Origin of the sequence: Kitasatospora sp. SC0581, from assembly GCF_048159585.1 — a bacterium.
Taxonomy (GTDB): Bacteria; Actinomycetota; Actinomycetes; order Streptomycetales; family Streptomycetaceae; genus Kitasatospora.
Window position 1 is genome coordinate 35,106 of the sequence record NZ_JBLRWA010000034.1, and the last position, 12,422, is coordinate 47,527.

Below are 12,422 nucleotides of genomic sequence, written 5' to 3' on the forward strand. Positions count from 1 at the left end.
GTCTGCCGCAGAACCGGGCCCGACGGGCGGATCGACTAAAGTCTTGAGCCGTGAAGATCGCACTGATGGACTCCGGAATCGGCCTGCTGGCCGCCGCCGCCGCCCTTCGGAAGCAGCGCCCGGACGTGGATCTGGTGCTCTCTTCCAACCCGGCCTCGATGCCGTGGGGGCCCCGTACGCCGGAAGAGGTCACCGAGCTGGCCCTCGGCTGCTGCCGGGCCGCCGCCGCGCTCGAACCCGACGCGCTGGTGATCGCCTGCAACACCGCCTCCGTCCACGCGCTCGCCACCCTGCGGGCCGAGCTGGAGCCCGGGCTGCCGGTGGTCGGCACCGTCCCGGCGATCAAGCCCGCCGCCGTGCGGGGCGGCCGGGTCGCCATCTGGGCCACCCCGGCCACCACCGGCAGCGCGTACCAGCGCGGGCTGATCCGCGACTTCGGCGGTTCGGCGGACATCACCGAGGTCGCCTGCCCGGGCCTCGCGGACGCGGTCGAGCACGGCGACGACGAAGCCGTCACGGCCGCCATCGCCGACGCCGCCGCCCGGACGCCGGCCGGCACCGACGCCATCGTGCTCGGCTGCACCCACTACGAACTCGTCGACGACCGCATCCGCGCCGCCGTCGCCCCGACCGCCGCCCCGGGGCTCACCCTGCACGGCTCGGCCGACGCCGTCGCCGCCCAGGCCATCCGCCGCGTCGCCGACCCCACCCGCACCGGCACCGGCACCCTCACCGTCCTCCACGCCGGCACCCCCGCCCACCTCCCCCCGGCCGCCGCCCTCTACCCCCAGGGCAACGCCCTCGCCACCCTCATCGGCTGACCGCGCGAGAAGTCGGCCCGGCCGACTTCCCACGCAGCTCGCTCCCTGAAGCCCTTCTGGTCGGTCGCACCAGAAGTCGACCCGGCCGACTTCTGGTGCAACGACTGCCCCGAACCGCCCCGCCTCCCCAGGGTGAGCGTCTGGCCGCCACGGCCTCTACGCGCATAGAGCCGCTGGGCATGGGATCCGGCCCGCCGACAGTCGGCGCACGGGAAGTCGATCTGGCCGACTTCTCGCGCAACGACCGCTTCGAGCGGCACCACCCCCGACTCAAGCGGCCAATCGCCCCTGGTCTCTATGCGCATAGAGTCCCCGGATGCGGGCTCGTGCCCGGCTTGCTTGCATGGGAAGTCGGCCCAGTCGACTTCCCGCGCCATGCCTGGATGCAACGGCTGGGCAGCCCGGCTCCTGGAGTCTGTTGGTCGCTAGCCCTGGGCTTGCTGGTGCACAGGAAGTCGGCCCGGCCGACTTTTCGCGGAGTCGCTGCTTCGAATCGCGCAGAAAGTCGGCCGGCCCGACTTTTCGTGCAGCGAGCGTTCCGGGCTTCCCGGCGGCGTGCGGGAGGTTGGTCCCGCCTGCGCGCGCGAGAAGTCGGCCAGGCCGACTTCCTGTGTGGCGGCCGGCTCGCCCAGCCCGTTGAGCATGCACTCGCTGAAGCCTCTTGGGGCACGCCGGAAGTCGGGCGGGCCGACTTCTGGGGTGGGTTTGTGCCGGAAGTCGAGTGGGTGGAGTCGACTTTTTGCGGGGGCGGGGGTGGCATTCCGGGCGCCCGGAATGACTTGGCTGGGCGCGCGAGAAGTCGGCCCGGCCGACTTTCGGTGCGGGATTGGCTCAAGTGATTGGTTGCTTTGGGGATGGGCTGCCGGGGTGCGCGCCGCACAGGAAGTCGACCCGGCCGACTTCCTGTGCGGCGTGATGGCGCCCGTTGCTAGGCGACGGCCTGGCGGCGCCAGCGGCGGTAGGCGGGTTCGAGGCCGGAGAGGATGGTGTCGAAGCGGCGGGTGCTGGTGGTGGAGTCGACCTGGAGGCGGCTGATCTGGAGGGGATGGGAGGGGAGCCGGGGGCCCAGGCGGTGGTCGGAGAGGAAGCCGAGTCGGTAGCCGAGCTCCTGCAGGACGGTTTCGGCGCGGACGTCGTGGCCGCCGTCCGGGTAGGCGAAGGCGATCGGCGGTTCGCCCAGCCAGCGGGTGAGGGCCTCGTGGGCGCCGGTGATCTCGGCGCGCACGGTGTCGTCGTCGCAGCGCCCGAGGCACGGGTGCCCCTGGGTGTGGTTGCCGATCGCGACGCCGCCGTCCCGCAGGGCGAGCAGGTCGGCCGGGGTCAGCTGCTCCTGGCGGGGCGGCCGACGGTCGGCGCTGACCCGCAGTTCGTGCAGACTGCGCCGCCGGTCCGGGTCCGGCATGGCCTTGAGCCGCCGGAGCAACTGGGACGGGTGTCCGCAGTCGAGCGAGCGGGCCCGGCCCCCGTGCCGGGCGAGGAAGTCGGCCTCGTGCCACCAGAACGGCCGTTCGGTGCCGATGAGCTCCGAGATGACGAACGCGGTGGCCGGAATGCCCCGGGCGTCGAGGGCCGGTAGGGCGTGGGTGAGGACGCTCCGGTCGGCGTCGTCGAAGGTGACCAGGACGCTCCGGGGCGGCAGTGGCCGCCGTTCGGTCACGGCCTGGAGGACCGCGCCGAGCGAGACCGGCGTGGCGAGCCGCTGGAGCCGGTCGAGCTGGGCGCCGAACGAGCGGTGGTCGGTCACCCCGTGGTACGCGAGCACCGCGAGCCGTTGGGCGGCCAGGGCCCGGAACAGCGGCTGGACGGGGGCGAACCGCAGCCATTCGCCCCGAGCGTCCTGCTGTTCCGTGTCGACGGCCGCCCGGTGACGGCCCCCGCCGTCCAGGTGCGTGCCGTGGCGGTGCTCCTCGCGCCGACGGTCGCCGTGCAGGAGATCGCCGCCGAGCTGATCGCCGCGAAGGTGATCGCCGTGCAGGTGGTCGCCGTGCGGACGGTCGGTGGGCCGGCCGGTGCCGTGCCGGTCCGCCGACCACCCGACGGTCAGGGGCAGCGCGCGCATGCGGGGTGCCGGCCGGGCGCGGGCCATGGAGATCGATGTACTGGACTGGGACTGCGGCACGGTTCCCCCTCGTTCGCCGAGCGGCGTGGCGGTACCGCCGGAGGACGGAGCCCGGCCTCCGACTCCAGGGGCGGCGGCTCCGCTCCTGGATATTCCTGTTCTCGGTGGGGGGTTCACACCCGTCCCTCGAACGGCTCCTGGATCACTCAATGCCATTGAGACCGCTGCACCGGACGGATGGTTGTACCGGGGGGACGAGGATTTTTCGTGGACTGATTGTGGAGCCGGAATGCACGCCCGGACGCCTCGGACACACTTCGGGGCGGGCCCGGCGTGCCGCTGACCAGCCCGGATCCACCGGTTGCGCAGCGTGTCCGGACCTTCACTCCCTGCGGGCTGCCACCCGCGCCGCCCCGGGGTACCTTGGGCTCATGGCAGATGCGGACCGTGACCCCTTCCACCTCCACGGGGCCTCCCGGATGGCTCGCGCGTGCAGCGGCGGAGCCCTGGTCACCCACCAGGTCCCGCTGACGGTGGTGGGCCTGGCCTGCCTGGCGCTCGGCATCGTCGTGGCCGTGTTCGTGCCGGACAGTGACGGGCCGGCCTGGGCGATGGCGGTGGCCGGCTGTCTGGCCGCGGGCGTCCTGCTGCTCGGCCGGATCGCCTTCGGCGTGTTCCGCGACCGGCGCCGCGCCGCGCTCTGACAGCGCCCCGGCCGGCGTACCGGCCGTACGGTCGGCGGGTTCCGTCCGGGCGTTGCCCCCACCCGTAACGTCGATCGCTCTCGGAATTCCGAAACGGCCGATCGAGCGAAATTGGTCAGACCGACTGAATATCGTCCAGTCGGACAATCTCAGGCCCTCTTCTTTCACCATTCCCGGACGACAGCTTCATCCCGCCTCTACTGTGAAGGCGTTCTTCCGGCTCGAAGCGCCGTGGAGGTGGAGCGATGAGCGGTAGACCGGATCGCGCCGCGGCCGTCTCATGAGACGCGCCGGCGACCTCGCCGTCGCCGCCCTGGCCGCGGTCGTCGCACTGCCGCTGGCCCTGCTGATCGCCGTCCTGCTCCGCTGCGGCACCGGCGGCCCGGTCCTCCAGCGGCAGATCCGGACCGGCCGGCACGGCCGCGAGTTCCAGCTCCTGCGCTTCCGGACCGGAGGGGACGGCCGGCTCACCGCCCTGCTGCGGCAGTCCGGTCTGGACGAGCTGCCGCGGCTGTGGAACGTGGCGCGCGGCGACATGGGGGTGATCGGGCCCCTGCCGGTCGGCCCGGACCAGGCGGCGCACTACTCCCGCCGGGAGCGCGGCCGGCTCGCCGTCCGGCCCGGCCTCACCGGCTGGGCCCAGCTGCAGGCCCTGAGCCGCGGCCGGACGCCGCGCCCGCTCAGCCGCCCCGAGTGGGCGGAGCTCGACCTCTGGTACGTCGAGCACCGTTCCTTCGGGCTCGACCTGCGCATCCTCGGCCTCACCGTGCTCGCCCTGCTGCGGCCCGACACCGGCCGGGCGCACCGGGTCGGCCCGGAGCCGCCCCGATAGGCTGCGGCCCATGGCCATTCCCCCCTTCCTCGCCGAGCTCCGCGCCATCGTGGGAACCCGCCCGCTCTGGCTGAGCGCCGTCGTCGCCGTCGTGCTGGACGACCGCGACCGGGTGCTGCTCGCCCGCCGGGCCGACGACGGCCGGTGGGCGCCGGTCGGCGGCATCCTCGACCCCGGGGAGCAGCCCGCCGACGGCGTGGTGCGCGAGTGCGAGGAGGAGACGGGGGTGGTGGTCGTGCCCGAGCTGCTCGCCTCCGTCACGGTCTCGCCGCAGGTCACGTACCCGAACGGCGATGTGACGCAGTACCTGGTGCTGACCTTCCGCTGCCGCGCGGTCGGCGGCGAGGCGCGGGTGAACGACGACGAGTCGCTGGACGTCGGCTGGTTCGGGCTGGACGAGCTGCCGCCGATGATCGAGAGCGAGCACGAGCGGCTGCGCCACGCGCTGGAGTGCGAGGGTCCGGCGGTCTTCACCTGGGAGGGCAAGGAGCGCCCCTGAGCCCGGGGGCGGGCCCATCACGGCCCGCCGCAGGTCCTCAACCACCCGCCCGCGCCGGGTCAGCCCTTGTACTGCCGGTAGGCCTCCTCCGCCGCGTCCAGCACCGCGGCCAGGTCCCCGCCCGCCGTGGCGGTGGCGGTCGCGGCCACCGCGCCCTCGACGAACGGGGCGTTGGCGAACCGGACCGGGAAGGGCAGCCCGTGCTCGTCCGCGTCGGCCAGCAGCGCGCGGACGGTGGTGACCGCCCCGCCGAGGTCGGCGAGCACCACCACGCCGTGGCCCTGGTCCACCCGCCGGGTCGCGGCGGCCACCAGGACGGCGCTGATGCCCGGTCCGTCCGACGGGTCGCCGCCGGTCGCCGCGACCGGCGCGGGGGAGTCGGATCCGGTCAACGCGAGCGCGAGGGAGCGTACGGCGGTGGCCAGTTCCTGGCTGTGCGAGACCAGGACGATCCCGACCCGCCCGTGGGTGGCGGTCCGGGCGGGGGTCGGCCGGGGCAGCTGGGTGGGTGAGGGGGGCGTCCGGGGTGCCGGGGGATGGGCCGAGGGGGCGTCGGAGATGGGGATGACGTCGGCGCGGGTGCCGTCCCGGCGGCTCATCGGCTGCTCCCTCGAACGGGTCGGTCGGTGGATCGTTCTGGCAAGGCGCGCTCGGTCGAACCGGTTGTCCCGGTCGGTCAGGGCGGAGCGGCCCGGGCCCCGGCACCTCCCGGGCCGGGCCGGGGAAGCGGTCGTACGGCGCCCTGGCAGCACTCTGGCAGCTGCCCGCCGCCCCCGCCGGTCGGGACACGCCTCGACCCGTCCTCCGGTCGCGCCCGTCCCCGCCCGGAGGAGTCCTCGTCAACCCGCTGACCGGGGCCGGGCGGTGTGGCTAGGCTGGCCCAGGAACGCCGTCGGGAGGAGATCGGTCAGTGGGATCCAACAGCGGGACGGACACGGAGGTCAGCGTGGTGCAGCCGGATCTGGCGCCGAACGGGAAGCCCAGGGTGGACTTCACCGGGGCGGAGTGGCTGTGCAGCAGCCAGGGTGTCGGCGACGTGCAGATCGCCTTCGTGGACGGCTACATCGGGATGCGGGACGGCCGCCAGGAGGACGGGCCGGTCCTGGTCTTCACGCCGGGCGAGTGGCGGGCCTTCGTGCTCGGCGCCCGGGACGGCGAGTTCGACCTCACCTGAGCCGAGGCGCGCGGAGCCCGTCGGCGCCGAGCCGGCGCCCGGCAGCACGGGAGCGGACCCCCGGTCGACGGGGGTCCGCTCCGTAGGCGATCTTTCGGGTCCGAAACATCACAACTGATGATCCATTGAGCGTGCCCCGTCAGAATTTCTGTTGACTGTTAGACAAACGCAGCTCAGAGTAAGAGCACGGGCAGACGCCGTGCCCACCGCCCCCACGCGGCCAGACACGGCGCCTGCTGTGCGGCCCGGCAGTACTGCCAGGCCATCCTCCCAGTCATCCCCTGCGCACCGGGGTGCGTCGGCCGGTCCCGGCCCCGAGATGGGGCCGGCAGTCGCCGGGAGGTTGGCGCCGAAGCCGAGAGCGACTCGGATGACGGCACCGGTGCTCGGGACCCGCACGCCCCCACGCGGCGGCGTCCCGAGCAGATCCACGGGAGCGACGGGCCGGGGCCCCGCGGATCTGGCTTGTGAAACTTGGAACTGTTGGCTTGTGTGTTCGTGCTGTGTGCGACGACGAAGCTGGGTGCTCGGCGGTTCGGCACGACAAGTGCACAGTGAGGGAAACGCGTGTAGGGCCGCGTTGCGACATGCCGTCCCCCCGGAGGGTGAAACCCAGAACGGCTGTCGTGCTGAACCGAACGTAGCCCGGACGGTTGCTCAGAGTCAACATTGGTCTCTGAGCGTCGATCTCCCGGCCACCCCCCGGCGGTGCCCCACCCACCTCGCGAACGCGGTGTGCCGGACACGTACGATGTTCCCATGTCTTTTCTCCGCCGTCGCTCCGGACAGCCCGCCGGCCCGGACTTCGACGTGCTCGCGATGGACCCGGGCGACTGGCCCGGTGACTTCGGTGCGGCCATGATGACCGGCCCGGACGGCTCCTGCCAGGGGATTTTCCTGCGCTACGACCTGTTCGGCGGCAGAGGTCCGGCGATGTTCATCGGCAACCTCCCCGAGGGTTCGCCCGCCCGGGAGACCGGCGACGAGGTGCCCTTCGAGGTGCGGCAGCTGCTCGCGGCGCTGGAGAACGACGAGCCGGTCGAGTTCGTCTCGGCCGAGGACTTCCCGGTGATGCTCGGGGACGACCTGCTGATCGTGAAGAAGGTGAAGGTCAGCGAGGAGCGCGTGTTCTGCGCCCAGTTCGGCCGCAGCGACGGCGTCCTGGTCACCGTCGCGTCCTGGGACCGACCGATTTCGGACGACCTGTATCAGCTGCTGAAGCCGCTCCCCGCGGACATGTTCCAGCAGGGCTGATCCCGCCGGGGCCGGCCGGCTCCGCCCGGGGGTCGGACGCTGCTTGACGGTATCGATCAACGGTTCGTACAGTCGCGAACATGCCGTGCCGCCTTCCGCTGCTGACCCGTCGCAGGCATCTGGACCTGCGGCGCACCGCCAGCGCGGCGTGTCCGGGCCGCTGAGGGGGGATTCGTCCCCCGGCGGCGGGCGATCGGCCGGGTGTCCGGTCGGCGCCGGGACCAGGGGCGGGCCGTGAGCCGGCCTCCGGGGCCGCCGATCGCCACCGCGCGCCCGTACGGCGTGCTGCCCGCACCTGCCGAGCCCACGCTGCCGCCCGGAGGCACAGCATCATGACCACTCGCGCCGCCAACCGTTCGACCGCCGAGCGTTCGTCCGAGGACCACGCGTCCGACGACCGCCCCGCCGACAACCGTTCGCCCAGGAGCGCGTCCGCCGGACGCCGTTCGCGGACCGCCGCTCCGCCGGCGGGTTCCGAACCGACGGGTTCCGGCCATCTCGAATCCACCGGTTCCACACCCACAAGTTCGGCCCCCGGCGGCGCGGCACCCGACCGGAGCGCGGTCGAGACCGCCCTCGCCGGACTGCCCCGGGTGGTCGACCTGCTGGCCGCCCGCGCCGAGGAGCACGACCGCGACGCGACCTTCCCGTACCAGGGGATCGAGGCCGTCCACGAGGCCGGACTGCTCACCCTCACCGTCTCCGAGCGGTACGGCGGTCCGGGCGGAACGCTCGCCGACACCGTCCGGGTGCTGTCCCGACTCGGCCGCGGCGACGCCTCGGTGGCCGTGGTCACCGCCTTCACCCTGCTCCAGCACGCCGAGCAGGCCCGCCGGGCCGACTGGCCGACGGCGGGCTACCGGCGGCTGCTCACCGAGTCCCGGCGCGGCCCGGCGCTGGTCAACACGCTGCGGGCGGAGCCCGGTGCCGGGGCGGGCGAGCTGCCCGGCACGGTCGCCCGACGGGACGGCGACGGCTGGCTGCTGACGGGCCGGAAGACGTACTGCACCGGAGCCGAGGCGCTCGCCTGGATGGCGGTGACCGCGCGGACCGACGAGGAGGAGCCGCGGATCGGCACCTTCCTGGTCCGCGGGGAGAGCGAGGGCCTGGAGATCGACCCGACCTGGGACCAGCTCGGGCTCCGGGCCAGCGCCAGCCACGACGTGGTGCTGGACGGGGTCCGGGTGCCGGGCGACCTCGCGCTCGGCCTGACGAACGGTCGCCGGACGGTCCGTCAGAGCGCCGATGCCGACGCCGAGCTCTCGTCGGCCTGGCACGACCTGGCCCTCTCCGCCGTGGCGATCGGGGTCGCCCGGGCCGCCGAGGCGTGGCTGATCCGCTTCCTCAACCAGCGCACCCCGGCCAATCTGACCGAGCCGCTCGGCACCCTGCCCCGCTACCGGACCGCCCTCGGCGAGATCGAGGCCCAGCTGATCGGGGCCGAGGAACTGGTCGAGGGCCTGGCCTCCCGGGTGGACCGGGGCGACCAGGAGGCCGTCGCCCGGACCGGTCCGGCCCACCTGCTGGCCACCCGGGCCGCGACGGCGGTGGTCCAGCAGGCCGTCGCCCTCACCGGCAACCCCGGCCTGAGCCGGCGTCACCCGCTGGAGCGCTACCTGCGGGACGTGCTCAGCAGCCGGGTGCACCTGGCCCCCGACGAGACCGTCCTGGAGGCCGCCGGCCGGGCCGCCCTGGAGCGGGGCGCCCGGCCGTAGGGCCCGGCGTCGAACTCCCGGGCCCGGCGGGTCCTGACGGTGGTCCGACGGGCCCCGGCGGTGGCTCAGCGGGTCCCGACCGCGGCGCGGACGGCCCGGCGGGCGAGCGCCGCGTCGTCGTAGAGCCGACGGATCATGATCCGCTGCTCCTCGCCGGCGCCCGGCACGTCGTACAGCCGGATCTCCCGCATCAGCACCAGCACCAGGTTCACCAGGAACGCGTCCCGGGCCAGCGTGCCGCCGCTCTGGGCGAGTTGGCTGATCTGGCGGCGTGCCGCAGTGTCCCCGGACAGGACGCTCCAGAGCACCGCCAGGTCGTAGCCGGGCAGGTACCAGCCGGCCTGCTCCCAGTCGACCAGCACCGGTCCGGACGGCGCCAGCAGCATGTTGCTGAGCAGGGCGTCGCCGTGGCAGAGCTGGAGCGGGGTGCTGCCGAGGCCGTGCAGCAGGCCGCGGAGGTCGCCGGCGTCCCGGTCGGTGAGCTGGCCCACCGAGTGGTAGCGGGAGATCTCCAACTGGTAGTCCAGGCGCGGCTGGAAGACGTCGGTCGGCGGCCGCCACAGGTTCAGCGTGCGGACCGCGGTGAGCAGCGCCCGCACCTCGCCCGGGGTGGGCGCGTTGACCGGGTGGCGCTCGCGGGCCGCCGGGCGCCCCGGGACGCGCTCCATGACCAGCACGCACCGGTCGTGGTCGGCCGCCACCAGCCGGGGCAGCCGCACCGGCGGACGGTGCCGGACGAACGCCCGGTAGACCGCCACCTCGTGGTGGAAGTCGGCCACCAGCTGCTCGAAGTACTCACTCCGCACCGCCTGCGGCGCCAGGCACTTGGCGACCACCGGAGCCCGCCCGATGGTGCCCGCCACCAGGATGTGGCGGCTGCCCTCGCGCAGGACCTGGCGCGGGGTGAACGCGGGACATATCCGCGAGACGCCCGCGAGCGCCGCCCGGACCGCCGGGGTCTGGAGCGCCGACGGGTCGATCCGCTCCGGGCCGCCGCCGACGGGCAGGCCGGGCCGCCGGGCCCGCAGCACCTGGCCGTCGGCCTGCCGGGCCAGCGGCATCCGGCCGCCGCCCGGCAGGGCGGTCTCGGGGGCGCGCAGGCCCAGCGCGGTACGGCCGGCGGGGCCCAGCGCCGTACGGCCGGTCGGGACGACCCGGGTGTCCGTGGCCCGGCCCTCGGCGCCGCGCGGGACCGCGGGACGGCTCGCCGGGGGCACGGCCCTGGGGCCGGTGCGGCCGGCGGCTGCGGTGGGGGGGCGCAGCGCTGGGCGGGTCGCGGTGGGCGTGGGGGTCGTCGCTGAGGAGTACATGGGCTGAGGGAGGTCCCTTCCGGTCCGTCGGCGGGTGCTTGCCCCGCGGGGGCGGGGGAGGGCCGGTGCCGTGTGCTTCCTGGCGTGACGGCGGCCCTGCGGGTGGTGCGGTACGTCGTGCGGTGCGCTGCTCCGCGCGGTACCCCGTAGCGGTGCGGTCGGTGGTGCGCGGGCGCCGGGCACGGACGCGGGGTCAGGAACCCCTGGTCGGCGGTGCTCCGGCCGTCCGCACCCTGGGGAATGCGGTCGGCCGGACTGCCGTGGCCGTGCCCGGCGCTCCCGCGCCACCCGGCCGCGCCACCCCCTCGGGTGAGGACCGGGAGCGCCCCGTGCCACCGTCGGGGGACAGCCCCGACGCTGGTGGGACACCGCCCGACCCGGGGGGCGAGGTGGCGCACCCCTACAACACACCCGTCGGGCACTGGCTTAGTAGTCTGGCGGGCCCTGGCGAACGGTGGCGAATGCTCGCCCGGCACTTGCCCGAGCCTCTAGCCTCGGATCAGCCGAGGAACCTGGGGGCTTCGTTGAGCAGGGAACCCAACACCCGACTGGCCGACCTGTTCGTCCTGACCGGATGGTCGAAGGGCGAGCTGGCGCGGCTGGTCAACCGTCGGGGTGCCGCGATGGGGCAGCTGCAGCTGTCCACCGACACGTCGAGGGTACGGCGTTGGATCGAGCAGGGGGAGATCCCGCGCGATCCGGTGCCGAGGGTGCTGGCGGCCGTGTTCACGGAGCGGCTCGGCCGTGTCGTCACCACTGAGGACCTCGGTCTGGAACGACACCGGCCCACCAGGTCCGGAGCGGACGCGTCCGCAGCAGTGCCATGGTCGCCGGATCGAACAGCCGCGGTCCTCACCGAGTTCACGGGAATGGACCTCATGCTGAACCGACGTGGATTGGTGGGCGCCGGAGCCGCGCTCACGGCCGGGGCGGTCATCGCCGACTCGCTGAAGGGCTGGCTGGGCGGGGACGCGGTCGCGTACGCGGCCTCCGTCCCAGGGCCGCGACAGGCGGTCGCCGGGGGCGGAGCGCACCCGGCGGCGGACGTGTACGACGCGGGCCCGGTCGGGCTCGACGAGGTGGAGTCGCTGGAGCACTCGGTACAGGTGTTCCGGGCCTGGGACGCGGCCCGCGGCGGCGGGTTGCAGCGCAAGGCGGTGGTCGGTCAACTGAACGAGGTCGGCGGCCTGTTGACGCACCGGCACGCACCCGCGGTGGAGCAGCGGCTGTGGCTGGTCGCGGCCAACCTGGCGGTGCTGGCGGGCTGGATGTCGCACGACGTGGGGCTGGAGCCCACCGCCCAGAAGTACTTCATGATCGCGGCCGACGCGGCCAAGGAGGCCGGCGACCGGCCACGGGCCGGCGAGGCGATCTCCCGGGCCGCGCGGCAGATGGTGCACCTGGGCCGGGCCGACGAGGCGCTGGACCTGATGTCGGCGGCCAAGGCGGCCGGCGGACGGCTGCTGCCCAGAACGCGCGCCATGCTCAACACCGTCGAGGCGTGGGCGCACGCCTCGATCGGGCACTCCCAGGACACCTACCGGCTGCTCGGGGAGGCCGAGGACCTGTTCACCGAGGAGGCACCGGAGCCACCGCCCTCGTGGATGCAGGTGTTCGACGAGGCCGAACTGCGCGGCATGCAGGCCCTGGTGCTGCGCACGCTCTCCGAGCACGACCCGGGGGCGGCCCCCGAGGCCCGCCGGCACGCGGAGCGGGTGATCACCCTGCGGGAGGGGACCGGGCAGCTGCGGTCGGCGCTGTTCGACCGGATCACCCTGGCCTCGGTGCACCTGCTCACCGGCGAGCCGGACGCGGCGCGGTTCCAGGCCAAGATGGTGATGAACCTGATCGGCCAGAACTCCTCGCACCGGACCTGGGACCGGCTGCGCGAGATGTACCGGCTGACCGCGCAGTACCGGGGGCTGCCCGTGGTGGACGAGCTGCGGGAGGAGCTGGGCCGGGCGCTGCGGGCGGCGGACGCCAAGAACCGGCGCCGGCTGACCTGACGGGCCCGCGGACGTACGGGCCCGGGCCGGGCCGTCGGGCGCGGTACG

At 74.3% G+C, this 12,422-nt stretch carries 12 protein-coding genes; 9 read left to right on the forward strand and 3 right to left on the reverse strand.

Translation table 11 applies throughout. The features are described from left to right. The first annotated feature begins 50 nt into the window (after positions 1 to 50). Entirely contained in the window at positions 51 to 821 is a 771-nt protein-coding gene (locus ACLWS4_RS32525) for a glutamate racemase (protein ID WP_375876694.1), read from the forward strand. Between the two features lie 928 nt (positions 822 to 1,749). Here ACLWS4_RS32525 and ACLWS4_RS32530 read toward each other — a convergent pair. Then, positions 1,750 to 2,940 (reverse strand): polysaccharide deacetylase family protein, encoded by a 1,191-nt coding sequence (locus ACLWS4_RS32530; RefSeq protein WP_416876015.1) that lies wholly within the window; start codon positions 2,938 to 2,940, stop codon positions 1,750 to 1,752. Positions 2,941 to 3,311: 371 nt separating this feature from the next. On the opposite strand from ACLWS4_RS32530, the gene ACLWS4_RS32535 reads away from it, so the two are divergent. The 3 genes from ACLWS4_RS32535 (at position 3,312) to ACLWS4_RS32545 (ending at position 4,915) form a co-directional block, all read left to right on the forward strand. After that, positions 3,312 to 3,584, forward strand: a complete 273-nt coding sequence (locus tag ACLWS4_RS32535; RefSeq protein WP_143204765.1) for a hypothetical protein — start codon at positions 3,312 to 3,314, stop codon at positions 3,582 to 3,584. Positions 3,585 to 3,864: 280 nt separating this feature from the next. Beyond that, positions 3,865 to 4,416, forward strand: a complete 552-nt coding sequence (locus ACLWS4_RS32540; protein ID WP_049656058.1) for a sugar transferase — start codon at positions 3,865 to 3,867, stop codon at positions 4,414 to 4,416. Between the two features lie 10 nt (positions 4,417 to 4,426). Beyond that, entirely contained in the window at positions 4,427 to 4,915 is a 489-nt protein-coding gene (locus ACLWS4_RS32545; protein WP_049656056.1) for an NUDIX hydrolase, read from the forward strand. 59 nt (positions 4,916 to 4,974) lie between these two features. Here ACLWS4_RS32545 and ACLWS4_RS32550 read toward each other — a convergent pair whose 3' ends face one another. After that, complete coding sequence (locus tag ACLWS4_RS32550) at positions 4,975 to 5,514, reverse strand: PTS-dependent dihydroxyacetone kinase phosphotransferase subunit DhaM (protein WP_082345992.1); 540 nt, start codon at positions 5,512 to 5,514, stop codon at positions 4,975 to 4,977. Positions 5,515 to 5,861: 347 nt separating this feature from the next. Here ACLWS4_RS32550 and ACLWS4_RS32555 point away from each other — a divergent pair, with 347 nt between their 5' ends. From ACLWS4_RS32555 to ACLWS4_RS32570, 4 genes are all read left to right on the forward strand, one after another. Continuing rightward, positions 5,862 to 6,089 carry a DUF397 domain-containing protein gene (locus ACLWS4_RS32555; RefSeq protein WP_234348556.1) on the forward strand — a complete coding sequence of 76 codons (228 nt, stop codon included), beginning with the start codon at positions 5,862 to 5,864 and terminating at the stop codon, positions 6,087 to 6,089. A 759-nt stretch (positions 6,090 to 6,848) separates the two neighbouring features. Beyond that, positions 6,849 to 7,343, forward strand: coding sequence for a hypothetical protein (locus ACLWS4_RS32560; RefSeq protein ID WP_049656052.1), 495 nt, complete (start codon positions 6,849 to 6,851; stop codon positions 7,341 to 7,343). Positions 7,344 to 7,423: 80 nt separating this feature from the next. Then, positions 7,424 to 7,507: a putative leader peptide gene (locus ACLWS4_RS32565; protein WP_350526312.1), complete on the forward strand. Its 84-nt coding sequence runs from the start codon at positions 7,424 to 7,426 to the stop codon at positions 7,505 to 7,507. A 168-nt stretch (positions 7,508 to 7,675) separates the two neighbouring features. Next, positions 7,676 to 9,058, forward strand: a complete 1,383-nt coding sequence (locus tag ACLWS4_RS32570) for an acyl-CoA dehydrogenase family protein (protein WP_416876016.1) — start codon at positions 7,676 to 7,678, stop codon at positions 9,056 to 9,058. A 65-nt stretch (positions 9,059 to 9,123) separates the two neighbouring features. On the opposite strand, the gene ACLWS4_RS32575 is transcribed toward ACLWS4_RS32570, so the two are convergent. After that, positions 9,124 to 10,368 (reverse strand): aminoglycoside phosphotransferase family protein, encoded by a 1,245-nt coding sequence (locus tag ACLWS4_RS32575; protein WP_338016391.1) that lies wholly within the window; start codon positions 10,366 to 10,368, stop codon positions 9,124 to 9,126. A gap of 524 nt (positions 10,369 to 10,892) precedes the next feature. On the opposite strand from ACLWS4_RS32575, the gene ACLWS4_RS32580 reads away from it, so the two are divergent. Further along, positions 10,893 to 12,374, forward strand: coding sequence for a hypothetical protein (locus ACLWS4_RS32580; RefSeq protein ID WP_049660292.1), 1,482 nt, complete (start codon positions 10,893 to 10,895; stop codon positions 12,372 to 12,374). Positions 12,375 to 12,422: the final 48 nt, after the last annotated feature.